The sequence below is a fragment of the Micromonospora sp. LOL_015 genome (genome assembly GCF_048060275.1).
In the GTDB taxonomy this organism is placed as follows: domain Bacteria; phylum Actinomycetota; class Actinomycetes; order Mycobacteriales; family Micromonosporaceae; genus Micromonospora_E.
Window position 1 is genome coordinate 72,650 of record NZ_JBHMIO010000021.1, and the last position, 25,246, is coordinate 97,895.

Genomic DNA, 25,246 nt, shown 5'->3' on the forward strand with positions numbered 1-25,246 from the left:
CAGCCCGGGTTGAGCGGCAACACAGGGTGCCGGCGTCAGTCGCGGGAGAGCAGCGCCCGGCCGAGAAACGCCACGTTGGCTGGACGCTCAGCGAGCCGGCGCATCAGGTAGCCGTACCAGTCGGTGCCGTAGGGCAGGTAGACCCGCATGGTGTAGCCCTCCCCCGCGAGCCGGGCCTGTTCGGCCGGTCGAACCCCGTACAGCATCTGGAACTCGAACTCCTCCGGCGCCCGGTCGAACCAGCGGGCCCGGTCCTCGGCGATCGCGATCAGGCGCGGGTCGTGAGTGGCCAGCATCGGGTAGCCGGCGCCGGAGAACAGGATGTTGAGGCACCGCACGAAGGACTTGTCGACGTCGATCGCCGACTGGTAGGCGACCGACTCCGGCTCCGCATACGCCCCCTTGCACAGCCGCACCCGGGAACCGGCGGTGGCCAGCTCCCGGCAGTCCGTCTCGGTACGCCGCAGGTAAGCCTGCAGCACCGCCCCGGTGGATGGATGGTCGGCACGCAGCGTCTGCAGAACGTCCAGGGTCGAGTCGGTGGTGGTGTGGTCCTCCATGTCGAGGGTGACGGTGCCACCGACGGCGGCCGCCGCCGCGCAGATCGCCTGGGCGTGCCCGGTCGCCGCCGGCTCGTCGAACCGCTGCCCGAGCGCGGAGAGCTTCACGCTGACATCGGCGCCGGCGGCGAGACCGGCCCGGTCCAGCGCGTCCAGCAGGGCCAGGTACTCCGCCCGCACCGCGCTGGCCTGCTCGGCGGTGGTGGTGTCCTCACCGAGGTGGTCGATGCTGATCACCAGACCGGTACCGGTGAGCTCGGCCGCGGCGGTCAACGCCTCGTCGATGGTGGTGCCGCCGACGAATCGGCGTACCACGTCACGGCTGAACGGGGCGGCGGCGACCAGCCGTTCGATCGTGGTCGACCGGGACGCGGCGAGGATGACCGAGCGAAGCATAGGGCGAGCGTATCGCCCTTGACCACGACCGGCCCGGCCAGTGGCCGAGGTCCGGCCGCAGGCCGAGATCCACCGACGCCGGGCGTGCGTCGGTGAGCTACAACAGTGCTGTGGACAAGATCTCCCCGCGCCGGCTCCGGTCGACCAGTGTCCAGCTCGGTGCGCTCACCGCGCTGGCGCTCTCCCTCTCCGGCTGCAACCTGGTCCCGGACGACGACTGCGACGACGACCGGTCGATGGGTGCCGGCTCCGGCGGCGGCACGACGGTGCTGGCGATGGCCGCCGGCGGCGCCGGGGCGTTCGTCGCCCGTACCACGCCGGAAGCTCCGGCCGACACCACAGCGGCCATGCCCGACCGAGGCGGATTCGGCACCCACCTCGCCTCCTGCGGCGGCTGAGCGTGCGGCGCGAAACCTGTCGGCCCCGGCCGGACTGGGACGCGACGGTACGGCAGCAGGGTCTGGTGTACGCCGACACCGAACTGCCCAACGGCTCGGTGATGTCCTACTGGGATGAATCCGCCTGCTACGCCTTCGACCTACCGGAGGTGCTGCGGCTGGAGGAGGCGACCGAGGAACTGCACCGGATGGCGGTGGCGGCGGCCGAGCACGTGGTGACGCACCGGCGGTACGCCGATTTCGGCATCCCGGCGTGGGCCACCGACGCAGTCGCCCGGTCGTTGCGCGAGCGGCCACCGAGTCTGTACGGCCGGTTCGACCTCTGGTACGACGGCTCCTGGCCGCCGAAGCTGCTGGAGTACAACGCCGACACCCCCACCGCCCTGGTCGAAGCCGCGATCGTGCAGTGGTACTGGCTGGAGGACACCCGACCGCAGCTCGACCAGTGGAACAGCCTGCACGAACGGCTGGTGGCGGGCTGGGCGCAGATTAAGGCCGGGATGTACCATCCGACGCTGCACGTCACCTGGTCGAGCGAGGAGGAGACCGGCGAGGATCTGATGACCGCCGGATACCTCGCCGAGACCGCCCGCCAGGCCGGGCTGACCGCCGAGCTGCTGCCGATGCTGGACGTAGGCTGGGACGGCCGGCGCTTCGTCGACGCCGCCGACCAGCCGATCACCACCTGCTTCAAGCTCTACCCGTGGGAGTGGATGCTGGCCGAGCCGTACGGGCGGCTGGCGCTCGCACCGGGCACCCCGACCACCTGGATCGAGCCGGCGTGGAAGCTGCTGCTGTCGAACAAGGCGCTGCTGGCGGTGCTCTGGGAGCTGTTTCCGGACCACCCGTACCTGCTGCCGGCGTACCTGGACGGACCGCGCGGGATGCCGGAGTACGTCGCCAAGCCGCTGCTCGGCCGGGAAGGCGCGGCGGTACGGATCGTGGCTGCCGGCGGTGAGATCGAGAATCCGGGCGACTACGGCGCCGAAGGCTGGTGCTACCAGGAGTTCCGGGCGCTGCCGGCGTTCGACGGCAACCATCTGGTGCTGGGCAGCTGGGTGGTGGCCGGCGAGTCGGCCGGTGCCGGGTTACGGGAGAGTTCCGGATTGATAACCGACGGGTACGCCCGGTTTCTGCCGCACTACGTGGCCGCCCACCGGGCGATCTGAATCGTCTACGGTTGTCAGGTGGACTTCGACGCCTACGCGCGGACCGCAGTTGATCTGGTCAACTCCCCGTTGGCTGACCTCGACGACCTGAGGGCGCTGTTCCACGGCGACCACGTCTGGATGTGCGACGAGGTCTGTGACCGCGACCTGACGGTGTTCCGGCGGGCCGGTAGACGCCTGCGGGACGTCTTCGAGTACGGCACCACCGGGCGCGATGCCGACGCGGTCGCCGAGCTCAACTCGCTGCTCGCGGCGTTTCCGGTGCAGCCGCGGATCTCCGGCCACGACTCCAACGACTGGCACATGCACGTGACCGGCCGGGGAGCCTCGGTCAGCGCCGAGTATCTGGCTGGGGCGGTGTGGGGGCTGTCGGTCTGGCTGTGCGAGTACGGCAGTGCCCGGTTCGGCGTCTGTGCTGACGCCCGCTGCGGCAACGTCTACCTGGACACGTCGTCGAACTGCTGCCGGCGGTTCTGCTCGGAGCGCTGCGCCACCCGCTCGCACGTGGCCGCGCACCGGGCCCGCAAGCGCGCCGCGGTCGAGGACAAGCCGCTGCTGCCGGTCAGCTGACGGTCTTCCCCGGCTCCAGCCGGCCAGTCTTTCCGGCTCAGCCGGCCGGCTGGTCGGCGGTCGCCGACCGGCCGGGGCTGCCGCCGTCGATGGCGGCCAGGTGCCGGCGGGCGAACGCCAACGAATCGCGCAGGTCGGCCTCGCGCACCGTACGGCTGCGGGCGCCACGGGTGGCGACCTCGACCGCCACCGCGCCCCGGAAGCCGTTGCCGGCCAGCGAGCTGAGCAGCTCGCCGCACGGCTGGTTGCCCCGGCCGGGGACCAGATGCTCGTCGCGGCCGAGGCCGCTGCCGTCGCCGAGGTGCACGTGCTCCAGCCGGTCGCCCATCGCGGCGGCGAGGGCCAGTGCGTCGGCCCGCGACGCGGCGCAGTGCGACAGGTCAAGGGTGTACGCGTCGTAGCCGACCTCGGTCGGATCCCAGCCGGGCTGGTACGGAACGAACTCACGGCCGGCCATCCGGACCGGGAACATGTTCTCCACCGCGAACCGCACCTGTGGGTGGGCGTCGCGCAGGGTACGCAGCCCGTCGGCGAAGGTACGGGCGTAGTCACGTTGCCAGCTGAACGGAGGATGCACCACGACGGTCGGCGCGCCGAGCGTCTCGGCCAGTACGGCCGAGCGGCGCAGTCGTTCCCACGGGTCGGAGCTCCAGACCCGCTGGGTGACCAGCAGGCAGGGGGCATGCACAGCGAGTACCGGCACACCGTAGTGCGCGGCAAGCCCACGCAGCGCGCCAGCGTCCTGGCTGACCGCATCGGTCCAGACCATCACCTCGATGCCGTCGTAGCCGAGCGCGGCGGCCAGCTCGAAGGCGGCCGCCGTCGGCTCGGGAAACACCGATGAGCTGGAGAGCAGCACGGGTACCGCGGAGGTCACGACGCCCAGCCTAGCCCGGCCGGCGCGGACCTGCCGGGCCGGTGACCGTGCCCAGGTCACCGGCAGAGATCAGCTCCAGCTGTGCCATCCGGCGCAGGATCACCCCTTCCCGCAGCGCCCACGGACAGATGTCGAGCGACTCGATGCCCAACTGCCGCATGACCGACTCGGCCACCATCGCCCCCGCCAGCAACTGGTGCCCCCGGCTGGCGCTGACCCCTTCGAGTTCGCGCAACTCGGCAGGCGGGATGTGGCGGATGAACCCGGTCACCTGACGCAGCCCGGTACGGGTCAGCCGCCGGGGCGCCCACAGCCCGGCGCTGGACGGCGCGGCCCCGGTCAGCCGGGCCAGGGTGCGGAACGTCTTGGAGGTGCCGACCGTCCGGTCCCAGCCCTGCGCCTGCAGCAGCGGGACCATCGTCTGCACCTGGGCGTCGACGTACTCCCGCAGGTCGGCGACGAACTGTGCGGCCGGCGGGCTGGCGGTGAACGGGGTGACCCCGAGCCGTTCCCGGGTCAACCGGCCGGCCCCGAGCGGCAGCGACTGGGCCAGGTGCGGCTCCTCGTCGACGCCGGCGGCCAGCTCCAGGGAGCCGCCGCCGATGTCCAGCACCAGCAGCCGGCCGGCGGACCAGCCGAACCAGCGGCGGACCGCGAGGAAGGTCATCCGGGCCTCGTCGGTGCCGGAGAGCACCTGCAGGTGCACGCCAGTCTCGACGCGGACCCGGGCCAGCACCGCCGCCGAGTTGGTGGCGTCGCGCACCGCCGAGGTGGCGAACGCGATCAGGTCGCTGGTCTTCCAGTGGTCGGCTGCGGCCCGCGCGGCGGCCACCGCTTCGACCAGGGCGTCCGCCCCGGCCGGGGTGAGCGCGCCGTCCGGACCGATCTGTTCGGCGAGCCGCAGCAGCGACTTCTCCGAGTGTGCCGGCCACGGGTGGGCGCCGGGGTGTGCGTCCACCACGAGCAGATGCACGGTGTTGGAGCCGACGTCGAGCACACCCAGTCGCATGTGATCACCCTAGGCCAATCCGGCGTACCGACCCGCTTGCCCGGCCCGCCGCAGGTGGCAGGCGTACCCTGGCCGGGTGGCACCCCGTGGCGAGCTCCGGATCCTGGTCGAGACCCCGGCCGACCCCCGCAGTCGGGAGGTCGAGCTGGACTTTCCCCGTGAGTGGATCGAGTTCGTCGACCCGGCCGACGCCGCGCATCTGATCCGGGCCGACCTGACCTGGTTGCTGTCCCGCTGGACCTGTGTGTTCGGTGGGTCCTGCCACGGCATCATCGCCGGCCGGGCTGGGGACGGCTGCTGTTCGCACGGTGCCTTCTTCACCGACAGCGACGACGAGAACCGGGTCAAGGCGGCCGCGAAGCGGCTCACCCCGCAGACCTGGCAGCACTACCGGCGCGGGTTCAAGAACTACACCGAGATGGACACCGTCGACGGTAAGAATCCGGCGCGGCGGACCGCCACCCGCAGCGCCGACGGGCCGTGCGTGTTCCACAACGACGCCGACTTCCCCGGTGGCGGGGGTTGTGCGCTGCACGCCCAGGCGCTGCGCGACGGGGTGCATCCGCTGGAGTACAAGCCGGACGTCTGCTGGCAGTTGCCGATCCGCCGGGACCAGGAGTGGGCCAAACGCCCGGACGGCAGCAAGGTGCTGGTCTCCACGCTGACCGAGTTCGACCGGCGGGGCTGGGGTGCCGGTGGGCACGATCTGGACTGGTGGTGCACCTCGTCGCCGGAGGCGCACGTCGGGGGCGAGCCGATGTACCGGTCGTACGAGCCGGAGCTGACCGCGCTGGTCGGCAAGGCGGCGTACGCCCGGTTGGCCGAGCTGTGCGCGGCACGGGCGCGGCGTGGCCTGGTGGCAGCGCACCCGGCCACGCCGCGCCGGCGGACGCCGAACGCCCGCCGGTCGGACTGACACCGAAGCGACCGCCTGCCCCGGCACCGGCCCCAACATTTGGTCAGGACTCGAACTTGTAGCCCAGCCCGCGCACGGTGACGATGAAGCGCGGGGCCGACGGCTCCGGTTCGATCTTGGAACGCAGCCGCTTGACGTGCACATCGAGGGTTTTGGTGTCCCCGACATAGTCGGCACCCCACACCCGGTCGATCAGCTGCCCCCGGGTGAGCACCCGGCCGGCGTTGCGCAGCAGCAGCTCGAGCAGCTCGAACTCCTTCAGCGGCAGCTGGACCGAGTCACCGTCGACGGTCACCACGTGCCGCTCGACATCCATCCGAACCGGTCCGGCGGTCAGCGTCGCGGTGGACGCTTCGATCACCTCGGTGCTCTGTCTGCGCAGCACCGCCCGGATCCGGGCGACCAGCTCCCGGGGCGAGTACGGCTTGGTGACATAGTCGTCGGCGCCGATCTCCAGGCCCACCACCTTGTCGATCTCGCTGTCCCGGGCAGTCACCATGATGATCGGTACCCGGGAGCGTTGCCGCAGTTCACGGCAGACCTCGGTGCCGGACATCTCGGGCAGCATCAGGTCGAGCAGCACGATGTCCGCTCCGGTGCGGTCGAACTCGGTGAGCGCGGCGGTGCCGGTTGGCGCCACCGACACCTCGAACCCCTCTTTGCGCAGCATGTAGGAGAGCGCGTCGGAGAAGGACTCCTCGTCCTCCACCACGAGTACCCGGGCCACTTGTCGTTTCCTTCCCTGTGTCCGGCCTGATCCGCTCAGACCTACTCGTGCGCGGCCGGACCGGTGTCGATCTCAACCGATTCGGGTAGCGGCAGTGCGGCGTCCGGCGGGCTGGCAGGCAGCCGCAGCGTGAACGTCGACCCTCCACCCAGCGTGCTGGAAACCTCGACCCGACCGCCATGGTTGGTGACGATGTGCTTGACGATGGCCAGGCCCAGCCCGGTGCCGCCGGTGCTGCGCGAGCGTGCCTGGTCGGCCCGGTAGAACCGTTCGAAGATCCGGTCAACCTCGTCGGGGGCGATGCCGATGCCCTGGTCCGCGACGGCGATGTCGACGTATTCGTCGGCCCGGGAGGCGGTCACCGTGACCCGGGTGTCCGCACCGGAGTAGGCGATCGCGTTCTCCACCAGGTTCGCCACCGCGGTGGCGATCTGGCTGTCGCGACCGTACACGGTCAGCCCGCGCTCGCCCGTCACCGTCACCTCGATCCGGCGGGCTGCGGCCGGGGTACGGGTCCGGTCCACGACCTCGGCCAGCACCCAGTCGACCGCGATCGGGTCGGGGGCCGGCAGCGGCTCGGCTCCCTGTAGCCGGGTGAGTTCGAGCAGCTCGTTGACCAGCCGGCCGAGCCGGGTCGACTCGTGCTGAATCCGTTCGGCGAATCGGCGGGCGGCGGCCACGTCCTCGGTCGGGTCGGTGACCGCGCTGTCCGGGTCGGTGGCGTCCAGCAACGCCTCGGCGAGCAGCTGCAGGGCACCGATCGGGGTCTTCAGCTCATGACTGACGTTGGCGACGAAGTCCCGGCGGACCCGGGCCACCCGGTGCGACTCGGTGACGTCGGCGGCTTCGACCGCCACGTGGTTGCCGCGCAGGCCGACGGCCCGCAGGTGCACCCCGAGCGGGTCCTGGGTGCCGCCTTCGCGGCCCCGGGGCAGGTCGAGCTCCACTTCGCGACGCACGCCAGTGCGGCGGACCTGCCCGGCCAGGGTACGGATGATCGGGTGCGCGGTGACGCTGCCCGGCGTCGGCCCGGCCCGGAGCATTCCCATCGCCCGGGCCGCCGGGTTGACCAGCACCGGCACGTCGGTGTCGTCGAGCACCACCACGCCGACCCGCAACGAGTCCAGGCTCCGGCGGGCCAACGAGTCGATGAAGCTGCGGGCCGGGGCCGGGGGTGCCGCAGCGGCGTCGTTCGCGACGATCTGCGGCCTCCCGTTGCTGGACGTACGCTGCCCGCCCCGGTGTTCGACCGGGGCGGATGCCAGTTGTCGTGCCCGGGCTCGCGCCAGGAGCAGACCGGCGACGAGCCCGCCGCCAGTGCCGACGGCCGCACCGCCGGCCAGAACCGCCCAATCCACGGGGCGATCGTAGGGCCATTGTTAACCTGGTCAGCCACCCGAACAGGACATATCTCACGGCAATCGCCAGATGTTCATACTGCCGCCCCGCTCTGTTCACCCCTGTTCATCTGGGTGCCGGCAAGCCGCCATACGGTGTGGGCGACACCGGGCGGGACCAGGACCGGAGACCTCCCACCACGACGACGGAAGGCCACCATGCGCGAGGAGTTCCAGGCCGAGCTGCAGGAAATCAGCGAGCTGCTGGTATCGATGGCGGAAGCCGCACAGACGGCGCTGCGCCGGGCGACCGGCGCGCTGCTCACCGCCGACCGCGAAGCCGGCGAGACGGTACTGGTCAACGATGCCGAGATCGATGCCCTTTACCGCACGGTGGAGGAGCGGGTGAGCGACTTGCTGGCCCGGCAGGCGCCGGTCGCCTCCGACCTGCGGATGGCGATCACCGCGCTGCACGTGGCCTCCGGGTTGGAGCGGATGGGTGACCTCGCCGACCACGTGGCCAAGACCGCGCTGCGTCGCCACCCGTCACCAGCTGTCCCGGCCGAGCTACGCGGAGTCTTCTCGGAGATGGCCGAGGTCGCCGACCGCATGATCGCCAAGGTGGTCGGGGTGCTGCGTACCCCGGACGCGGAGACCGCCGCCGAGCTCGACAGCGACGACGACGCGATGGACGAACTGCACCGCAAGCTGTTCCGGGTGCTACTGGGCAAGGACTGGCCGTACGGTGCGGAGACCGCCATCGACGGCGCGCTGCTGGGCCGGTTCTACGAGCGGTACGCCGACCACGCGGTCAACGCCGGCCGGCGGGTCGTCTACCACGTGACCGGGGTGAGTCCGAACGACTGACCGGCCGGCCGGGCAGCGGTGCCAGGCCGGCCATGACCAGGGCCAGGGGTACGGTGCGGACCACGTCCCGTACCCCTGGCCCAACGGCTCAACGGCCCTGGTTGGCGACCGCGGCGGCCGCTGCCGCGGCGGCGTCCGGGTCCAGGTAGTCACCGCCGGCGTTGACCGGTCGCAGCGCGCCGTCCAGGTCGTAGCGCAGCGGGATGCCGGTCGGGATGTTCAGCTTGGCGATCGCCTCGTCGGAGATCCCGTCGAGGTGCTTCACCAGCGCCCGCAGCGAGTTGCCGTGCGCCGCGACCAGCACCTGCTTGCCGGCGAGCAGGTCCGGCACGATCGCGTCGTACCAGTACGGCAGCATCCGCCGCACCACGTCGGCCAGGCATTCGGTGCGGGGCATCAGCTCCGGCGGCAGCTCCCGGTACCGAGGTTCGCCGACCTGCGACCAGTCGTCGTCGTCGGCGATCGGCGGCGGCGGGGTGTCGTAGGAGCGGCGCCAGAGCATGAACTGCTCCTCGCCGTACTCCTCCAGGGTCTGCTTCTTGTTCTTGCCCTGTAGCGCGCCGTAGTGCCGCTCGTTGAGCCGCCACGACCGGCGCACCGGGATCCAGCCCCGGTCCGCGGTGTGCAGCGCCAACTCGCTGGTCCGGATGGCCCGCCGCAGCACGCTGGTGTGCACCACGTCCGGCAGCAGGTTGTGCTGCGCCAGCAGCTCACCGCCGCGCCGCGCCTCGGCCTCGCCCTTGGCGGTCAGATCCACGTCGACCCAACCGGTGAAGAGGTTCTTCGCGTTCCACTCGCTCTCGCCGTGCCGGAGCAGCACCAGTGTCCCCACAGTCATGTCGTCCATCCTGCCGGACCCGGTGCCCGGAGGTTCACCGGCCCGGGGCACCGGCCGGCCGGGGTGACGACCGCCACGCGGAAATTCGCATGCTCGGTACGCCGCCCGACGCCTAGCGTGTAAGGCACAGATGTTGCACTGTTCATTACTGCACGGGGGGGTAGCTAGCCGATGTCGGGTGCGCGGGGATGGCTACAGCAGACCACCAGCGGCCTGCCCCGGGCCTTCTGGTACCTGTGGACCGGCAGCCTGATCAACCGGCTCGGCTCGTTCGTCGTGATCTTCCTGGCCATCTACCTGACCGCCGGGCGCGGCCTGTCCGGCTCCCAGGCCGGTCTGGTGCTCGGCGCCTGGGGCGCCGGCGGAGCCGTCGGCACCCTGCTCGGCGGGACGCTCGCCGACCGCTGGGGGCGCCGCCCAACGCTGCTCACCGCGCATCTGGGCGCTGCCACCATGCTGATCGTCCTCGGGTTGGCCGACCGGTGGTGGCTGCTCCTGGTGGGCGCCGCACTGCTCGGCCTGTTCAACGAGGGTGCCCGGCCGGCGTACGGGGCGATGATGATCGACGTGGTCCCGGCCGCCGACCGGCTGCGTGCCTTCTCGCTCAACTACTGGGCCATCAACCTGGGGTACGCGTTCGCGGCGGTGCTCGCCGGACTCGCCGCGCAGGTCGACTACTTCCTGCTGTTCGCGGTGAACGCGAGCACCACCCTGGCCACCGCCGCGCTGGTCTTCGCCAAGGTCGGTGAGACCCGGCCGGCGACCCAGGCGGCGGCACCACTCGGTCCGACCGTGGTCGCGGCCCGACCGGCCGGGTTGCTGGTTGTCGTCACCGACCGGGTCTTCCTCGGCTTCGTCGGGCTGAACGTGCTGCTGGCCATGGTGTTCATGCAGCACGGCGCGATGTTGCCGATCGCGATGGCCGACGACGGGCTGTCGCCCACCACGTTCGGCGTGGTGATGGCGCTCAACGGCGTACTCATCGTGGTCGGGCAGCTCTTCGTCCCCCGGTTGATCAGCGGCCGCAACCGTTCGCACGTGCTGGCTCTGGCGGCGGTGATCGTCGGGGTCGGCTTCGGCCTGACCGCCGTCGCCGACGTCGCCTGGTTGTACGCGGTGACAGTGCTGATCTGGACCGCTGGCGAGATGCTCAACTCGCCGTCGAACGCGACGCTGATCGCCGAGCTCACCCCGGCCGCACTGCGCGGCCGCTACCAGGGTGTTTTCTCGCTGTCCTGGTCGGTCGCCGCCTTCGCCGCGCCGATCACCGGCGGCTTCGTCTGGCAGTACGCGGGGAACACCGCACTGTGGCTCGGCTGCGCCGCGATCGGCGGGGTGGTCGCGGTGGGTCAGCTGATCGCCGGACCGGCCCGCGAGCGGCGAGCCGCCGAGCTGCGGACGGGCGCTTCGGCCGTGACTCTGCCGGCCCGGTCCCAGCTGGCGAAGCCGGACGGGTCTCAACAGCCGCTGGCGCCGGCTCATCCGCAGTAGTTGCCGGGCCGGCGGAAACGGATAACCGGCGGCGGGGAGCGACACTCACCCCCGTAAGCGTCGCTCCCCCTCGCCGCCGGTTTCGGGTGGCGCCGTCCCCCAACGGCCCAATGCCACCGGTCCCCCGGCACCCAGCCCGGTTGTTCGGACCGAACCGGTCCGACGGCCCCCAGCCAATCCCGGGCTCGGCGCGTGACTCAACCGTAGTTCCTGACACTTCCGATGGACAAGGCGATTCGGTTGTACGCCCAATCACACCATCCGAGGTGCCGAACGGGTTTACGCCCGCAACAACCCCGACGAGTGATGGCCAATACACGCTCAGGCATCTTCACGGTCGGGAGATTCAAGCCGGAAGAAATTGCTCGGTGTACCGTCCGTGCGCTGTTCCTGGTAGATGAAGTTCAACCGACGCTGATCAAACGTCCCAAACCACTCATCCCAGGAGATCTTGCGTAAATTGCCGCCACCGTAGCCGGGGAAGTCGATCCGCAGCACGCTGGGCCGGCCATCGCGAGGGGCGCTGACGGTCGCCGGGGTACCGCCCCGGGCGTCGGCCCACTGCCGGATCGTCCGGTGATCGGTGGTGATCAGGCTACGCCCGGCACGTTCGGCATGCTGCTGCGGATCGTCGATACGCTGGGCGTACTTCAGCGAACTGGACGACTTGGCTCCGGACCGGATCTTGGCACCGCCGGACCGTCCGCCACCGCCCGCGCCAGAGGTGTTCCGCCCCGTCGAACTGGTGCTCTTGCGGGCCGCACTGGTGCTCTTGCGCGCCGCACCGGCGCTCTTGCCAGCCGGCGCCGAACGCTGGGAGGTCGGCGAACCGGCCTTCGGCCGGGACGCCTGCTTCGCCCGCGCCGGAGTACCCCGCCGCATCGCCCGCGCCAACGACTTGATCAGATCGGGCTTGCGCAGGTTGGACGTGCCGGTCACCCCGCGCTTGCGCAGCTGGTCTCGCAGTTCGTCGACGCGAAGGTCGGCGAGGTCGCTCTCCCGGACCGCGCCGCCGGCCCGGCCGATGGTCGCCGAGCTGGACTTGCGGGCCGAGCTGGAGCTACGGCCGGCCTTGGACCGTCCGTTCGACGCAGGGCTGCGGCGCCGGGTGCTGGTCTGTTGAGGCATGGTCTGCTCACTCCCTTTGACAGTGTGCCTGCGGGGGGGCAGTGGGCGACGGTTGCGCCACCATGCGAGCAGTACCCTGCTGACTCCCTACAAACCTGGATCCTCCGGCGTCTTGTCGTCGAAAAGGTGCGCGAAGGCGCGCAGGTTCGCCACCGATTCACCTCTTTTGACCCGCCATTCCCACTCGCGGCGGATCGCCGAACCGAAGCCGATCTCCAGCATCGCGTCGAATGACTCGTCGGCATAGGTGAGCACCGATCCGAGTATCCGGTCCAGTTCGTCTTCGGTAATTCCGGCCAGCCCGACACGACCGGTAAGGTAGATGTCGCCGACCGCGTCGACCGAAAAGGCGACACCGTACATCCGGGCGTTGCGTTGCAGCAGCCAGGTCCACAACTCGGTACGCCGTTCATCGGGCTGCCGCATCACGAATGCTTCTATTCGCAGCGCCTGCTCGCCGACTATCAGATTGCACACCGTCTTCAGCTTGTGGGTACCCGGCAACGTCACCGCGTACGACAGGTCACCGGTTGGTTCCCAGCTCAGCTCGCGATCGGCGCAGACCGCCTCGATCAGCGCCGCCACCTCGGCTCGTCCGCTCATGGCACTCCTGGTCACCCCACGCTCGCCGACAGGGCGTCGGCGTCCCGGGACATCCCGGCGGCGGTCGCCGCGCGGTACGCCCGCACCGCCTCACCGTAAACGTCGAGCAGCCCGGCCGCAGTGCGTGTCCAGGAGAACTGCCGGGCGTGCTCCACCGCGCCCCGACCGAGCCGGTCCCGCAACGCCGGAGCGGCAAGCAGATCGCCGATCGCCCGGCCCCAGTCGTCCGGGTGGTGCCCGTCGACCAGCATCCCGCTGTGCCCGTCGCGGACCGCGGTGACCAGGCCACCGACTGAGGCGGCCAGCACCGGCGTGCCGCAGGCCTGAGCCTCCAGAGCGACCAGGCCGAATGATTCGTTGTACGACGGCACCGCGACCAGGTCGGCGGCCCGGAACAAAGCCGGCAGGTCGGTATGGCCCAGCGGCGGCATGAACCGCACCAGATCGTCGACTCCCAGCGATTTGGCCAGGTCGATCAGGGCACCCGGCTGGTCCAGCCCGGTGCCGCTCGGGCCGCCGGCGACCACCACCGTGAGATCGGCGACCGCACCCGGATCCCGCCGACGCAGCGCGGCCACCGCGCGCAGCAGCACGTCCGGCGCCTTCAGCGGTTGGATCCGGCCGGCGAACGCCACCAGATGGCCACGGACCGGCAAGCCGAACCGCCGTCGGGCGGCCGCCCGGGCAGCCTGTTCCCGGCCGGGCGGGCCGGGCCGGAACCGGTCCAGGTCGACGCCCGGTTCGACCACGGAGACCCGGTCCGCCTCGGCGCCGTACCAGTCGATCAGCTCGCCGGCCTCGGTCCGGGTGTTCGCCACCAGATGGTCCGCCTCGGTGACCAGCTGTTCCTCGCCGATGATCCGAGGGGCCGGTTCCGGGCGGTCACCGGCCGCCAGCCGGGCGTTCTTGACCTTGGCGAGCGTGTGCGCGGTGTGCACCAGCGGCACCCCCCAGCGCCCCTTCGCCAGCCACCCGACCTGCCCGGAGAGCCAGTAGTGTGAGTGGATCAGGTCGTAGTAGCCGGGTGCCCGGGCGGCTTCTGCCCGCAGCACCCCGGCGGTGAATGCGCAGAGCTGCGCCGGCAGGTCCTCCTTCGGCAGCGGCTCCAGCGGGCCGGAGATCACCTGCCGCACCCGTACGCCGGGTGCCATCTCCACCACCGACGGTACGCCACCCGCCGTCGCCCGGGTGAAGATCTCGACCTCCACGCCGGCCTCGGCCAGCCGCCGGGACACCTCGACGATGTAGACGTTCATGCCGCCGGCGTCGCCGGTGCCCGGCGAGTCCAGCGGAGAGGTGTGCACCGACAGTGTCGCGACCCGCCGGGGACGCGGCGGCGGCTGGTTGTCACCCGGCCCGGCCTGACCCACCTGCACCACGTCGCTCCCTCCGCTCGCCTGATCGCAACCAACGCCACCAACCAGGACGACCCGTCACATCTTCCCGGTACTGGCAGCGACATGCCGCACTACAGCGGGTGGAGGTGACCCACCTCTCGTCGACGGCGACGCCCGGGACCGACCGGCGGCGACCGTCCCGGTCCGCCAAGCGGCGACAATGGCTGGATGACACCGATCGCCATCGTCACCGGAGCGTCCAGCGGAATCGGCGCGGCAACCGCCCGCCGGCTGGCCGCCGAGGGCTTCCACGTGGTCGCCGCCGCCCGCCGCGGCGACCGGCTCGCCGACCTGGTCGACTCGATTCGCGACAACGGCGGGGCCGCCACCGCGGTGACCTGCGACGTCACCGACGACGAATCGGTGGCCGGGCTGGTGCAGGCGGTCGGCGGGTTGGCTCAGCAGGCTGACCTGCCTGGCCGGGTCACCCTGCTGGTGAACAACGCCGGCGGGGCGCGCGGGCTGGACCCGGTCGAGTCCGCGCCGGTGGCCGACTGGCGGTGGATGTACGAGGTGAACGTGCTCGGCACGCTGCGGGTCACCCAGGCTCTGCTGCCGGCGCTGACCGCCAGCGGGGCCGGCACCGTCGTGGTGATCGGCTCCACCGCCGGGCAGGTCGTCTACGAGGGCGGTGGCGGCTACACCGCAGCCAAGCACGGCCAGACCGCGCTGACCGAGACGCTACGGCTGGAGCTGTGCGGCCGGCCGGTCCGGGTGGTCGAAATCGATCCGGGCATGGTGCGTACCGACGAGTTCAGCGTGAACCGGTTTGGCGGGAACACCGCACGTGCCGACGCGGTCTACGCCGGGGTGGCCGAGCCGCTGGTCGCCGACGACATCGCGGACTGCGTCGCCTGGTGCGCCACCCGGCCGCAGCACGTCAACGTGGACCGGCTGGTGGTCCGCCCGTTGGCCCAGGCAGCGCAGCACAAGGTGCACCGGGTGCTGCCCGGGTGAGCGGGAATCGAATGGCCCGACCGGTCGGAGCTCGCGCGCCCGACGCGGCCCGGCCGGTCGGCGAGGTCACCCGGGGCACCACCGCACCGAACCGGCTGCGCCGGGCCGACCGGTGGATCGCGTACCGCTGCGGGCCGGCACTGACGGACGCGGCCCGGCCACCGCTGGTGGTCGACCTCGGTTTCGGCGCCCACCCGGTGACCACCGTCGAGCTGGCCACCCGGCTGCGGTCGGTGCGACCGGACGTGCGGGTGGTCGGCCTGGAGATCGACCCGGACCGGGTCGCGGCGGCGGCTCCGGCTGCCGCGCCGCCACAACTGACCTTCGGCCGGGGTGGATTCGAGCTGGCCGGGCTCCGGCCGGTGCTGGTCCGGGCGTTCAACGTGCTGCGCCAGTACGCCGAGTCCGACGTCGCGGCGGCGTGGGCGACGATGCGCGCCGCGCTCGCTCCCGGAGGTTCGCTGGTCGAGGGGACCTGTGACGAACCGGGCCGGGTCTGCTCCTGGGTGCTGCTCGACGCCACCGGGCCGGTCTCGCTGACCCTGGCCGGCCGGTTGGCAACGCTGGCCGGCCCGGCCGGTGGCGGGCCGGCGGTGCTCGCCGAACGGCTGCCGAAGGCGCTGATCCACCGCAACGTGCCGGGCGAGCGGGTGTACGCGCTGCTGCGGGCGCTCGACGAGAGTTGGCGGGCGGCGGCCGGCTATGCGCCGTACGGGCCACGGCAGCGCTGGCTGCACACGGTGTCGGCGCTGCGGGACGGCGGCTGGCCGGTGCTGGACCGACCGGCACGGTGGCGGCTCGGCGAGTTGACCGTGCCCTGGTCGGCGGTGGCCCCGCCCGGCGGCTGAGCGCTGGCCCGCCCGGCGGGCCGGGCCGGACGACCGGTTTCGTAACCTGCTGAACGGGTCCAAACCGGCATGTATCCCTTTCGACCCGTGGGCTTGGCCCATGTTGTGTGCAGTGGGCTCATCGAGGTGACGCTGACGCACGTCAAGATGCGAAAGTAACGTGCTTCAGCGTCACCTCGATGAGCGTTCATGCCACCGGGAGACCGGAGCACCTGTCACCCGGTCACGATTGCCTACGACCACTGGCCGAACTTCGGAACTACTCGGCTAGTCGAAGGAGCAGTTGACCAGGACCGGCTCCGGGTGCAGGGTCACGCCGTACCGGTCGCGGACCCCGTCCCTGATGGTGCCGGCCAGGTCGAGCAGCGCGGCGGTGCTGCCGCCGCCCCGGTGGGTGAGCGCCAGGGTGTGCTTGCTGGAGATGGCGACCGGCGCGTCGCCGCCCGGGTAGCCCTTGCCGTACCCGGCCTTGTCGATCAGCCACGCCGCGCTGACCTTGACCGCTTCGCCACCGGCGACCGGCCAGGTCGCCGGCTCACCCGTCCCGGCGACGGCGACCCGGGCGTGGAACCGCCGCGCGGCGGCGGCGTCCAGCACCGGGTTGGTAAAGAACGAGCCCACCGAGCGAGTGTCCGGGTCGGTGGCGTCGAGCACCATTCCCTTGCCGGCCCGTAGCCGCAGCACGGCGGCACGGGCGTCGGCCAGCGGCACCCGGTCACCGACGGCGACGCCGAGGCTGCGGGCCAGCTCGGCGTAGCGCACCGGGGTGGACAGCTCGCTGCGGGCCAGTCGAAAGTCCACCGCCAGCACCAGGTAGCGGTCGTTGCGTTTGAACAGGCTGTCGCGGTAGGCGAACCGGCAGTCGGTGGCGGGCAACGCGTACCGCTCGTCGGTGAGCCGGTCGTACACGTGCACGGCCTGCACGGTCTCGGCGACCTCCTGACCGTAGGCGCCGACGTTCTGGATCGGGGTGGCGCCGGCTGCGCCCGGGATACCGGACAGGCATTCCACCCCGGACCAGCCGGCGGCGACGGTCGCCGCGACCAGGTCGTCCCACGGCTCGCCGGCCTCGACCCGGATGGTGACGGTGGCCGGATGGCCGACCGCCGCCGGTTCCTCGGCGATCACCTGGAAACCGGTGGAGCGGACCAGGATCACCGTGCCGGGGAAGCCGTCGTCGCCAATAACCACGTTGCTGCCGCCGCTGAGCAGCAGAATCCGCTCGCCGCGCCGGCCGGCGTCACGGACCGCCTCGGTCAACTCGTCGGCGGTGGACGCGGTGACCAGCCGGTCGGCCGGGCCGCCGAGGGCGAGCGTGGTATAGCGTGCCAACGGCGCAAGGGCCGTCGGGTCTTCAGCAGATGGCGCGTGGGCACTAACGTCAGGCACACCCCTCACCCTAGGCTGGAATCCACCCGCGCCACGCCACTGGCTGTCGGCTCGACCCGGAGGATCATGATGAGCAGGCTGCACGGCTCCAAGGACTTCTGGCTCGGCGCGCTACGGGCGGACGGTCCGGCGTTCCGGGCCGCCGTCGCTGAGGTGCCGCTGGACGCGCCGGTGCCGTCCTGCCCGGACTGGACGGTCGTCGACCTGGTGCACCATCTCGGCATCGTGTACATGTGGGTGCGGGAGACCGTGTCGCGCGGTGTCGCCGATCCGCGGGAGGAGCGGCCGCCGGTGGTTGCCAAACCCGACGGGGCCGAGGCGCTCGCCTGGTGGCAGCAGGAGTTCGAGGCGCTGGTCACCCTGCTGGACGGGCTCGACCCGGAGATGCCGGCATGGAACTGGGCGCCGCAGACCAAAAAGGTGAGCTTTTGGGTCCGGCGGATGGCGCACGAGACCGCGGTGCACCGCTGGGACGCGCAGACGGCGATCGCCGGGGTGGAGCCGGTGGAGGCGAAGCTGGCCGTTGATGGGATCAGCGAGGTGCTGGACTCCTGGCTGCCGGCGGGCCGGCGGCGCAGCCACCAGCCGGTGTACGGGGTGGCGCATCTGGTGGCGACCGATGCCGAGCAGGAGTGGTACGTCCGGTTGCGGGGCGAGGGCATGGCGTTGCTGGACACCGACACGATCCTCGATTCGGACGATCACCACACCCGGACCCTGGCTACCGGCTCCGCGAGTGACCTGCTCCTCGGGCTCTGGGGTCGGGTGCAGTTCGACATGCTGGACGTCTCCGGCGACGCAGCACTGCTGGACGCGCTGCGGGTCGGCTGACCACTGCCCGCTCTTTCGTCCGTCGGAACGGGTGTAGGTAACGCGCCGGCAACGTTCTGAGAGCGCTCTCTTGACAGGGAGCGATTGACGTCCCACTCTCGTGAGAGCGCTCTCACCGCCCGCACCGGCCAGTCGACCAGGTCGCCAGGGTCGACAGAGAGCCAGCCAGCAAACACGCAGTTTCCGCACCCCACCATGCCTGGACCTGAGAGGGGTCAACCCATGGGCACCAATTCAAGGCGCCGGCTGGTCACCGCGACCGCCGCTGCGGTCACCGTGCTCGCCGCAGCTACCGGCTGCGGCGGCGGCGAAGCCGCCGACGACGGCACCATCACCCTGACCGTCGACGTCTTCGGCCAGTTCGGCTATGAGGAGCTGTACAAGCAGTACGAGGCCGAGAACCCCGCAATCAAGATCGTCGAACGGGGCACCGGTACCAACCTCGACGAGTACTCCCCCAAGCTGACCCAGTGGCTGGCCGCCGGCAAAGGCGCAGGTGACATCGTCGCCATCGAGGAGGGCCTGCTCATCGAGTACAAGGCCAACCCGCAGAACTTCGTGAACCTGCTCGACCACGGCGCCGCCGAGCTCGAAGGCAACTTCATGCCGTGGAAGTGGGACCAGGCACTGACCGCCGACGGCAGCCAGCTGATCGGGCTCGGCACCGACGTCGGCGGCATGGCGATGTGCTACCGCACCGACCTGTTCGAGGCCGCCGGGCTGCCGACCGACCGCGACGAGGTCTCCGCGCTCTGGCCGACCTGGCAGGACTACATCTCCGTCGGCGAGCAGTTCGTCGAGGCCGACACCGGCGCGTCGTTCCTGGACGCGGCGACCCAGACGTTCAACACGATCGTGCTGCAGACCGCCGGTGCCGCCGAGGGCTACCACTACTACGACCTCGACGACAACCTCGTTGTCGACACCAACCCGGCCGTCAAGCAGGCCTGGGACATCACCATGGACATCATCGACTCCGACCTGAGCGGCAAGTACGGCGCCTGGTCCGACGAGTGGGTGGCCGCGTTCAAGCAGGCCAAGTTCGCCACCATCGCCTGCCCGGCCTGGATGACCGGGGTCATCGAGGGCAACGCCGGCCCGGAGGCGGCCGGCAAGTGGGACATCGCCAAGGTGCCCGGCGACGGCGGCAACTGGGGCGGATCGCACCTGGCCGTGCCGGCGCAGAGCGAGCACCAGGAGGAGGCCGTCAAGCTGGTCAAGTTCCTGACCAGCCCGGAGGGGCACATCGGGGCGTTCAAGGCCAAGGGCCCGCTGCCGTCGTCGCCGCAGGCGCTCGACGACCCGGCGATCCTGGAGGCGACCAGCGAGTACTTCAACGACGCCCCGATCGGGCAGATCTTCGGTGAGGGCGCCAAAAACCTCAAGCCGGTCTACATGGGACCGAAAAACCAGGCGGTCCGCACCGAGGTGGAGAACGCCGTCCGAACGGTCGAGCTGGGTCAGCGTACGCCCGACGAGGGCTGGACCGACGCGGTGAACAACGCCAAGACGGCGGCCGAGAAGTGACCGCAGGCCGGGTGGCACAGGTCGGGCCGGAGCAGCCGGCCGCCGACGCCACCCGGCCGGCCCGGCGACAGCCCGAGCCGCCGCACCGGCGGCCCCGGCTGTGGCTGGCCCGGCTGGACACCAAAGCATCCCCGTACCTGTACATCGCGCCGTTCTTCGTGCTGTTCGCGATCTTCGGCGCCTACCCGCTGGGCTACACGTTCTGGGTGTCGCTGCACGACTGGGACCTGCTCGCCGCCGAGCACCCGTTCGTCGGCTTCGACAACTACAGCCGGCTACTCGGCGACGGCGACTTCTGGAACTCGGTGCTCAACACGTTGGGCATCTTCGTCATCTCCACCGTGCCGCAGCTGCTGCTGGCGCTCTGGCTGGCCCACCTGTTGAACCGGCAGCTGCGGGCCCGTACGTCGTTCCGGATGAGCATCCTGATCCCGAACATCACCTCGACGGCGGCGGTGGCGATCGTCTTCGGTCAGCTGTTCAGCCGCGAGTTCGGCATGATCAACTGGGCGCTGGACCTGATCGGCATCGACGCCATCGACTGGCGCAACACCAGGTTCGGCGCCTGGGTGGCGATCTCGACGATGGTCGACTGGCGGTGGACCGGCTACAACGCGCTGATCTTCCTGGCCGCGATGCAGTCCATCCCGAAGGACCTGTACGAGTCGGCGGCGATCGACGGCGCACCCCCCGCCCGGCAGTTCTGGTCGATCACCGTGCCGATGCTGCGGCCGACGATCGTCTTCTGCGTCATCATCTCCACCATCGGCGGACTGCAGTTGTTCACCGAGCCGCTGCTGTTCAACTCCGGCCCCAACCCGATCCGGGGTGGGCCGCTGCGCGAGTCGCAGACGATGACCATGTACATGTTCGAGAACGCCTTCGCGCCGCACTTCAACTTCGGTTACGGCTCGGCGATCGCCTGGATGCTGTTCGCCCTGATCGTCGTCATCTCGCTGATCAACGTGCTGGTGATCCGCCGGCTCGGCAACAGCGCCCGGAAGCAGGGGTGAGCACCGTGAAAGCCAGTCAGCACCTGTGGAGCGCCAGCAAACTGACGTACGCGACGCTGATCGTCGCCGGGCTGATGTCGATCTTCCCGATCTACTGGATGTTCGTGGTCGCCACTCGGTCCAGCGACGCGATGGGGCAGATCCCGCCGCCGCTCACCCCCGGCGGCAACCTGCCGGGCAACATCGAGCGGCTGTTCAACAATCCGGACGCGTACTTCCTCACCGGCATGATCAATTCGGCGGTCGTCGCCGGCACCGTCACCTTCTCGGTGGTGCTGTTCTCGTCGCTGGCCGGGTTCGCCTTCGCCAAACTTCGGTTCAAGGGCTCCCACGCCCTGCTGCTGGTGATCATCGCGACGATGATGGTGCCGACCCAGCTCGGCGTCATCCCGCTGTACATGCTGATGAGCCAGCTGGACTGGAACGACCGGCTCGCCGCGGTCATCGTGCCGGCGCTGGTCACCGGATTCGGGGTGTTCCTGATGCGCCAGTACGCCAGCCAGGCGGTCAGCACCGAACTGATCGAGGCGGCCCGGGTCGACGGCTGCTCCACGCTACGGATCTACTGGAACGTGGTGCTGCCGGCACTGCGCCCCGCCGCCGCCGTGCTCGGCCTGCTCACCTTCATGACCATGTGGAACGACTTCCTCTGGCCGTACGCGGTGCTCAACGACCCGGAGAACCCGACCGTGCAGCTGTCGCTGCGGGCACTGTCGAACGGCTACTACAACGATATGTCGCAGGTCTTCACCGGTACGGCGCTCGCTACGCTGCCACTACTGATCGTGTTCATCATTTTCGGCCGTCAGATCATCGGCGGCATCATGGAAGGTGCTGTCAAGGCGTGACGAACTCCAACGAGCCCGTACGATTCCCCGACTCGTTCATCTGGGGCGCGGCGACCGCGTCGTACCAGATCGAAGGCGCTGCCCGGGAAGCCGGTCGCGGCCCGTCGATCTGGGACACGTTCAGCCGTACGCCGGGCAAGGTGCACGCCGGGCACACCGGGGACGTGGCCTGCGACCACTACCACCGCTACCGCGACGACGTGGCGTTGATGGCCGAACTGGGGCTGCACACCTACCGGTTCTCCATCGCCTGGCCGCGCGTACAGCCGGACGGCACCGGCCCGGTCAACCCGCACGGGCTGGACTTCTACGACCGGCTCGTCGACGAGCTGCGCGGGCGCGGCATCGAGCCGATCATCACCCTCTACCACTGGGACCTGCCGCAGACCCTGGAGGACCGGGGCGGCTGGACCAACCGGGAGACGGCCGAGGCCTTCGCTGAGTACGCGCGGGCCGTGTACGCCCGGCTCGGCGACCGGGTCCAGACCTGGACCACGCTCAACGAGCCGTGGTGCTCGGCGTACCTGGGTTACGGCTCCGGATTGCACGCCCCGGGCCGTACCGACCCGGCCGCCACCTTCCAGACCGTGCACCACCTGCTACTCGGCCACGGGCTGGCCAACCAGGCGCTACGCGCCGCCGGCGCGACGACTGTCGGGATCACGGTCAACCCGACCTCGGCGTTCCCCGCCGACCCGGCCAGCGAAGCCGACGCCAAGGCGGTCGAGCTGGTCGAGGACCTGCAGAACCGAATCTTCCTCGATCCGATCCTGCGCGGTGGCTACCCGCAGCGCATCCTCGACCACGTCAGCCGGTTCACCGACCTGGACCACATCCGCGACGGCGACGAGAGGATCATCGGCGAGCCGATCGACCTGCTCGGTATCAACTACTACTCCCCCACCTACCTGGCGGCGAAGGAGGGTGCGCCCGGTGGCGGCGGGGCGTTTCCCGGCACCGAGGGCATCGAGTTCATCGCCCCGGCACCGCCGCTGACCGACATGGGTTGGCAGATCCAGCCGTCCGGGTTGACCGCGCTGCTGAGCAAACTGGGGCGGGACTACCCGGGCGTACCGATGATCATCACGGAGAACGGCGCTGCCTTCCCCGACCAGCTGCACCCCGACGGCGACCGGGTCGACGACACCGACCGGGTCGCCTACCTGGACGGGCATCTGCGGGCCGCGCACGCCGCGATCGCCGCCGGGGTTGACCTGCGCGGCTACCTGGTGTGGTCACTCCTCGACAACTTCGAGTGGTCGTACGGCTACGCCAAGCGATTCGGCATCGTGTATGTGGACTACCTGGCCCAGCGGCGGGTGCCAAAGGCCAGCGCACGGTGGTACCAAGAGGTGATCCGCCGCAACGGCATCGGCTGAGCCGCTGGCGTTCACCGAGGGGCGGGACCTTCACAGACGGGGAGCACAGGCGTGAGCATGGCCAGGGAACGTCCGACGCTGGAGGCGGTGGCCCGCCGGGCCGGCGTGTCCCGGGCCACCGTCTCACGGGTGGTGAACGGCTCCACCACCGTCGCCGAACCCATCCAGGACGCGGTCCGCCGGGCGGTCCAGGAGCTGGGGTACGTCCCCAACCTGGCCGCCCGCAGCCTGGTCACCCAGCGCACCGACTCGATGGGACTGATCCTGCCGGAGACCGCCACCCGGGTCTTCTCCGACGACCAGGTCTTCCCCGGCATCATCCACGGCGTCAGCCAGGAGCTGGAAGCCGCCGACAAGCAGCTGGTGCTGATGATGTCCGGCTCGGTCGGCAGCCACGACCGGGTCGAGCGGTACGCCCTGGGCCGACACGTTGACGGCGTCATGTTCGCCTCGATCCACGGCGTCGACCCGATGCCCGGCACCCTGGCCCGCAGCGGCCTGCCGGTGGTGTGCAGCGGCCGACCGATGGGCCAGGTCAGCGCCGGGGTGCCGTACGTGGACGTGGAGAACGAGGCCGGTGCCGAGCGGGCGGTCCGCTACCTGCTGGAGTCCGGCCGGCGGCGAGTGGCGACGATTGCCGGCCCACAGGACATGATCGCCGGGGTGGACCGGCTGGCCGGCTACCGTACGGTGATCCGGGAGACTGGTGGGCGGTCGCTGGTCGCCGCCGGCGACTTCACCCGCGAGTCGGGCGCGGTCGCGATGCGTCAGCTGCTCGAGGACGACCCGGCGTTGGACGCCGTCTTCGTCGCCTCCGACCTGATGGCCCACGGTGCCATCCGTACGCTGCGGGAAGCCGGCCGCCGGGTGCCCGACGACGTCGCGATCATCGGCTTCGACGACATCGAGATGGCCGGCTACCTGGACCCGGCGCTGACCACCGTCCGCCAGCCGATCCAGGAGATCGGCCGGACGCTGGCCCGGCTGCTACTGCGGCTGGCCGACGGCGAGGCCGTCGGGCCGGCCGTGGTGCTGCCCACCGAGCTCGTCCGGCGCGACTCCGCCTGAGGTCCGACTCCCGGTCCGCACCCGGTCCCGCTCTGACCCTGACTGACCTCGCCTGCCCTCGCCTGACTGGGTACGCGCGGTTTGCGAGATCATGCAAATAAATAGAGTCACCAAAACCACTGGTCAGCCGCAATTCAATTCCGACTTTTCGTAGTCGTCGCAGGTCGGCACAGCCTCGCCGCCGCAAGCCTGATAACGGCAAGACATTGCCGAAGACGGATGTCGCTGTTACCGTGAGATCAAATCCGCAACAGGAAGGGGACACCCGTGCGTACTCTCGCAAGAGTCGCCGCCACCGCGGCGATGGTCGTGGGCGCGATGGTTGCCACCGGGACCGCCGCGGTCGCCGCCGATTCGTCGTCGAACACCCAGGCCAGCACCACGTCCGCCAGCACGGCTGCGGTCGGCTACTACTACGGCTACGGCAGCGGAGGCAGCGCGAGCAGCGCCACCCTCAGCGCCAGGTTCCAGGCCGAGACGTGGGCGCAGATGGATGGCTACAACCCCTTCATCGACTGCTTCGTCGTCAACTCGTACGTGACCCAGATCAGCGACTACTACTACACCGCGAACGTCACCCTGCTCTGCTACTGACCAGCAATTCCTGAAGATCGGAACAATTGCGCCGGCTCACCTGGCAGTGGGCCGGCGCGCCCTTCCCGGCCCCGGACCTCGCGCCCCGGGCCTCGTGCTTCCTGCTTCCTGCTTGGGGCTTCGGGTCGGCGGGTCGGCAGACTTCCGGTACCTCATGGTGCCTCCGACGACCTGATGCCACAGGTGCATCTTGATGCACCTGTGGCATCAGCTCAACCGGCATTCCCGACCCCGCAAGCGTGACATCTCGCACGCATGTCGTTGCAAAAGGCCATCGTTAACCTGGCCAACTGGCTGGGCCGACCAGGCTCGCCCCTCAGCGGCCGCTACGGCGGGCAACATCCGAGGTTCCGGCCTCACGCCGACGGCGTACCGACCAGGTGTCTCATCGCTGCCAGGGTCTGGTCGATGGTGGCGGGGAGGTCGGGGTCGCCGTGCTGGTCGAGCCAGCGGGTCATCACGCGGGCCAAGTCGACTCCGGAGCGGGCGTGGCTGGGCGAGGTGTCGGC

General features: G+C 70.5%; 25 protein-coding genes. 15 read left to right on the forward strand and 10 right to left on the reverse strand.

The features are described from left to right. Positions 1 to 35: 35 nt before the first annotated feature. Positions 36 to 956: a proline dehydrogenase family protein gene (locus ACFHWU_RS17935; RefSeq protein ID WP_416556261.1), complete on the reverse strand. Its 921-nt coding sequence runs from the start codon at positions 954 to 956 to the stop codon at positions 36 to 38. 92 nt (positions 957 to 1,048) lie between these two features. Here ACFHWU_RS17935 and ACFHWU_RS17940 point away from each other — a divergent pair, with 92 nt between their 5' ends. From ACFHWU_RS17940 to ACFHWU_RS17950, 3 genes are read left to right on the forward strand one after another with little or no spacing between them, the layout of a single operon-like run. Beyond that, on the forward strand, positions 1,049 to 1,354 hold the full coding sequence (locus ACFHWU_RS17940; protein ID WP_416568441.1) for a hypothetical protein: 306 nt from the start codon (positions 1,049 to 1,051) through the stop codon (positions 1,352 to 1,354). A gap of 2 nt (positions 1,355 to 1,356) precedes the next feature. Then, on the forward strand, positions 1,357 to 2,523 hold the full coding sequence (locus tag ACFHWU_RS17945; protein ID WP_416556263.1) for a glutathionylspermidine synthase family protein: 1,167 nt from the start codon (positions 1,357 to 1,359) through the stop codon (positions 2,521 to 2,523). An 18-nt stretch (positions 2,524 to 2,541) separates the two neighbouring features. Continuing rightward, positions 2,542 to 3,093 (forward strand): CGNR zinc finger domain-containing protein, encoded by a 552-nt coding sequence (locus ACFHWU_RS17950; RefSeq protein WP_278171648.1) that lies wholly within the window; start codon positions 2,542 to 2,544, stop codon positions 3,091 to 3,093. 37 nt (positions 3,094 to 3,130) lie between these two features. On the opposite strand, the gene ACFHWU_RS17955 is transcribed toward ACFHWU_RS17950, so the two are convergent. Next, positions 3,131 to 3,970, reverse strand: coding sequence for a sugar phosphate isomerase/epimerase family protein (locus ACFHWU_RS17955; RefSeq protein WP_416556264.1), 840 nt, complete (start codon positions 3,968 to 3,970; stop codon positions 3,131 to 3,133). 10 nt (positions 3,971 to 3,980) lie between these two features. After that, positions 3,981 to 4,979, reverse strand: coding sequence for a Ppx/GppA phosphatase family protein (locus tag ACFHWU_RS17960; RefSeq protein ID WP_416556265.1), 999 nt, complete (start codon positions 4,977 to 4,979; stop codon positions 3,981 to 3,983). A gap of 100 nt (positions 4,980 to 5,079) precedes the next feature. Between ACFHWU_RS17960 and ACFHWU_RS17965 the strand changes: the two genes are divergently transcribed. Then, entirely contained in the window at positions 5,080 to 5,895 is an 816-nt protein-coding gene (locus ACFHWU_RS17965; protein ID WP_416556287.1) for a hypothetical protein, read from the forward strand. Positions 5,896 to 5,938: 43 nt separating this feature from the next. On the opposite strand, the gene ACFHWU_RS17970 is transcribed toward ACFHWU_RS17965, so the two are convergent. Continuing rightward, entirely contained in the window at positions 5,939 to 6,622 is a 684-nt protein-coding gene (locus ACFHWU_RS17970; protein ID WP_416556266.1) for a response regulator, read from the reverse strand. A gap of 41 nt (positions 6,623 to 6,663) precedes the next feature. After that, complete coding sequence (locus tag ACFHWU_RS17975; RefSeq protein WP_416591090.1) at positions 6,664 to 7,980, reverse strand: sensor histidine kinase; 1,317 nt, start codon at positions 7,978 to 7,980, stop codon at positions 6,664 to 6,666. A 198-nt stretch (positions 7,981 to 8,178) separates the two neighbouring features. Here ACFHWU_RS17975 and phoU point away from each other — a divergent pair, with 198 nt between their 5' ends. After that, positions 8,179 to 8,826 (forward strand): phosphate signaling complex protein PhoU, encoded by a 648-nt coding sequence (gene phoU, locus ACFHWU_RS17980; protein WP_416556268.1) that lies wholly within the window; start codon positions 8,179 to 8,181, stop codon positions 8,824 to 8,826. 88 nt (positions 8,827 to 8,914) lie between these two features. Here phoU and ACFHWU_RS17985 read toward each other — a convergent pair whose 3' ends face one another. Beyond that, positions 8,915 to 9,664 carry a phosphoglyceromutase gene (locus tag ACFHWU_RS17985; protein WP_416556269.1) on the reverse strand — a complete coding sequence of 250 codons (750 nt, stop codon included), beginning with the start codon at positions 9,662 to 9,664 and terminating at the stop codon, positions 8,915 to 8,917. Positions 9,665 to 9,835: 171 nt separating this feature from the next. Here ACFHWU_RS17985 and ACFHWU_RS17990 point away from each other — a divergent pair, with 171 nt between their 5' ends. Next, the gene (locus ACFHWU_RS17990) at positions 9,836 to 11,155 is read left to right on the forward strand and encodes an MDR family MFS transporter (RefSeq protein ID WP_416556270.1); all 1,320 of its coding nucleotides are present in this window, start codon (positions 9,836 to 9,838) and stop codon (positions 11,153 to 11,155) included. A gap of 321 nt (positions 11,156 to 11,476) precedes the next feature. On the opposite strand, the gene ACFHWU_RS17995 is transcribed toward ACFHWU_RS17990, so the two are convergent. The 3 genes from ACFHWU_RS17995 to mshA all read right to left on the reverse strand — a co-directional run bounded on the left by ACFHWU_RS17995 (position 11,477) and on the right by mshA (position 14,262). Continuing rightward, the gene (locus ACFHWU_RS17995) at positions 11,477 to 12,283 is read right to left on the reverse strand and encodes a hypothetical protein (protein ID WP_416568442.1); all 807 of its coding nucleotides are present in this window, start codon (positions 12,281 to 12,283) and stop codon (positions 11,477 to 11,479) included. Between the two features lie 87 nt (positions 12,284 to 12,370). Further along, complete coding sequence (locus ACFHWU_RS18000) at positions 12,371 to 12,886, reverse strand: YbjN domain-containing protein (protein ID WP_416556272.1); 516 nt, start codon at positions 12,884 to 12,886, stop codon at positions 12,371 to 12,373. Positions 12,887 to 12,897: 11 nt separating this feature from the next. Beyond that, a complete protein-coding gene (gene mshA, locus ACFHWU_RS18005; RefSeq protein WP_416556273.1) occupies positions 12,898 to 14,262 on the reverse strand; it encodes a D-inositol-3-phosphate glycosyltransferase in 1,365 nt (454 codons plus the stop codon). A gap of 189 nt (positions 14,263 to 14,451) precedes the next feature. On the opposite strand from mshA, the gene ACFHWU_RS18010 reads away from it, so the two are divergent. Both ACFHWU_RS18010 and ACFHWU_RS18015 read left to right on the forward strand, forming a co-directional pair. Continuing rightward, the gene (locus ACFHWU_RS18010; protein ID WP_416591091.1) at positions 14,452 to 15,240 is read left to right on the forward strand and encodes an SDR family oxidoreductase; all 789 of its coding nucleotides are present in this window, start codon (positions 14,452 to 14,454) and stop codon (positions 15,238 to 15,240) included. A gap of 11 nt (positions 15,241 to 15,251) precedes the next feature. Then, positions 15,252 to 16,088, forward strand: a complete 837-nt coding sequence (locus tag ACFHWU_RS18015) for a class I SAM-dependent methyltransferase (RefSeq protein ID WP_416591101.1) — start codon at positions 15,252 to 15,254, stop codon at positions 16,086 to 16,088. A 267-nt stretch (positions 16,089 to 16,355) separates the two neighbouring features. Here ACFHWU_RS18015 and ACFHWU_RS18020 read toward each other — a convergent pair whose 3' ends face one another. After that, positions 16,356 to 17,477 carry a UDP-N-acetylmuramate dehydrogenase gene (locus tag ACFHWU_RS18020; protein WP_416556275.1) on the reverse strand — a complete coding sequence of 374 codons (1,122 nt, stop codon included), beginning with the start codon at positions 17,475 to 17,477 and terminating at the stop codon, positions 16,356 to 16,358. Between the two features lie 69 nt (positions 17,478 to 17,546). Here ACFHWU_RS18020 and ACFHWU_RS18025 point away from each other — a divergent pair, with 69 nt between their 5' ends. From ACFHWU_RS18025 to ACFHWU_RS18055, 7 genes are all read left to right on the forward strand, one after another. Continuing rightward, positions 17,547 to 18,308, forward strand: coding sequence for a maleylpyruvate isomerase family mycothiol-dependent enzyme (locus tag ACFHWU_RS18025; RefSeq protein WP_416591102.1), 762 nt, complete (start codon positions 17,547 to 17,549; stop codon positions 18,306 to 18,308). 222 nt (positions 18,309 to 18,530) lie between these two features. Further along, positions 18,531 to 19,835 (forward strand): ABC transporter substrate-binding protein, encoded by a 1,305-nt coding sequence (locus ACFHWU_RS18030; RefSeq protein ID WP_416591092.1) that lies wholly within the window; start codon positions 18,531 to 18,533, stop codon positions 19,833 to 19,835. An 11-nt stretch (positions 19,836 to 19,846) separates the two neighbouring features. Then, complete coding sequence (locus ACFHWU_RS18035; RefSeq protein ID WP_416591093.1) at positions 19,847 to 20,848, forward strand: carbohydrate ABC transporter permease; 1,002 nt, start codon at positions 19,847 to 19,849, stop codon at positions 20,846 to 20,848. 74 nt (positions 20,849 to 20,922) lie between these two features. Next, positions 20,923 to 21,696 carry a carbohydrate ABC transporter permease gene (locus ACFHWU_RS18040; protein ID WP_416556289.1) on the forward strand — a complete coding sequence of 258 codons (774 nt, stop codon included), beginning with the start codon at positions 20,923 to 20,925 and terminating at the stop codon, positions 21,694 to 21,696. Beyond that, positions 21,693 to 23,075, forward strand: coding sequence for a GH1 family beta-glucosidase (locus ACFHWU_RS18045; protein WP_416591094.1), 1,383 nt, complete (start codon positions 21,693 to 21,695; stop codon positions 23,073 to 23,075). The genes ACFHWU_RS18040 and ACFHWU_RS18045 overlap by 4 nt, the downstream gene beginning before the upstream one ends. Positions 23,076 to 23,132: 57 nt before the next feature. Further along, a complete protein-coding gene (locus ACFHWU_RS18050; protein ID WP_281553031.1) occupies positions 23,133 to 24,143 on the forward strand; it encodes a LacI family DNA-binding transcriptional regulator in 1,011 nt (336 codons plus the stop codon). A 267-nt stretch (positions 24,144 to 24,410) separates the two neighbouring features. Further along, positions 24,411 to 24,737 carry a hypothetical protein gene (locus tag ACFHWU_RS18055; RefSeq protein ID WP_416556280.1) on the forward strand — a complete coding sequence of 109 codons (327 nt, stop codon included), beginning with the start codon at positions 24,411 to 24,413 and terminating at the stop codon, positions 24,735 to 24,737. Positions 24,738 to 25,246: the final 509 nt, after the last annotated feature.

What these genes read in the sequence shown, in the direction of transcription:
- ACFHWU_RS18050 (WP_281553031.1), top strand. Translation starts at nt 23,133, where the DNA reads ATGGCCAGGGAACGTCCGACGCTGGAGGCGGTGGCCCGCCGGGCCGGC.
- ACFHWU_RS17935 (WP_416556261.1), bottom strand. Translation starts at nt 956, where the DNA reads ATGCTTCGCTCGGTCATCCTCGCCGCGTCCCGGTCGACCACGATCGAA.
- ACFHWU_RS17990 (WP_416556270.1), top strand. Translation starts at nt 9,836, where the DNA reads ATGTCGGGTGCGCGGGGATGGCTACAGCAGACCACCAGCGGCCTGCCC.
- phoU (WP_416556268.1), top strand. Translation starts at nt 8,179, where the DNA reads ATGCGCGAGGAGTTCCAGGCCGAGCTGCAGGAAATCAGCGAGCTGCTG.
- ACFHWU_RS18010 (WP_416591091.1), top strand. Translation starts at nt 14,452, where the DNA reads ATGACACCGATCGCCATCGTCACCGGAGCGTCCAGCGGAATCGGCGCG.
- ACFHWU_RS18015 (WP_416591101.1), top strand. Translation starts at nt 15,252, where the DNA reads ATGGCCCGACCGGTCGGAGCTCGCGCGCCCGACGCGGCCCGGCCGGTC.
- ACFHWU_RS18025 (WP_416591102.1), top strand. Translation starts at nt 17,547, where the DNA reads ATGAGCAGGCTGCACGGCTCCAAGGACTTCTGGCTCGGCGCGCTACGG.
- ACFHWU_RS18000 (WP_416556272.1), bottom strand. Translation starts at nt 12,886, where the DNA reads ATGAGCGGACGAGCCGAGGTGGCGGCGCTGATCGAGGCGGTCTGCGCC.
- ACFHWU_RS17995 (WP_416568442.1), bottom strand. Translation starts at nt 12,283, where the DNA reads ATGCCTCAACAGACCAGCACCCGGCGCCGCAGCCCTGCGTCGAACGGA.
- ACFHWU_RS17985 (WP_416556269.1), bottom strand. Translation starts at nt 9,664, where the DNA reads ATGACTGTGGGGACACTGGTGCTGCTCCGGCACGGCGAGAGCGAGTGG.
- ACFHWU_RS18030 (WP_416591092.1), top strand. Translation starts at nt 18,531, where the DNA reads ATGGGCACCAATTCAAGGCGCCGGCTGGTCACCGCGACCGCCGCTGCG.
- ACFHWU_RS18040 (WP_416556289.1), top strand. Translation starts at nt 20,923, where the DNA reads ATGTCGATCTTCCCGATCTACTGGATGTTCGTGGTCGCCACTCGGTCC.
- ACFHWU_RS17960 (WP_416556265.1), bottom strand. Translation starts at nt 4,979, where the DNA reads ATGCGACTGGGTGTGCTCGACGTCGGCTCCAACACCGTGCATCTGCTC.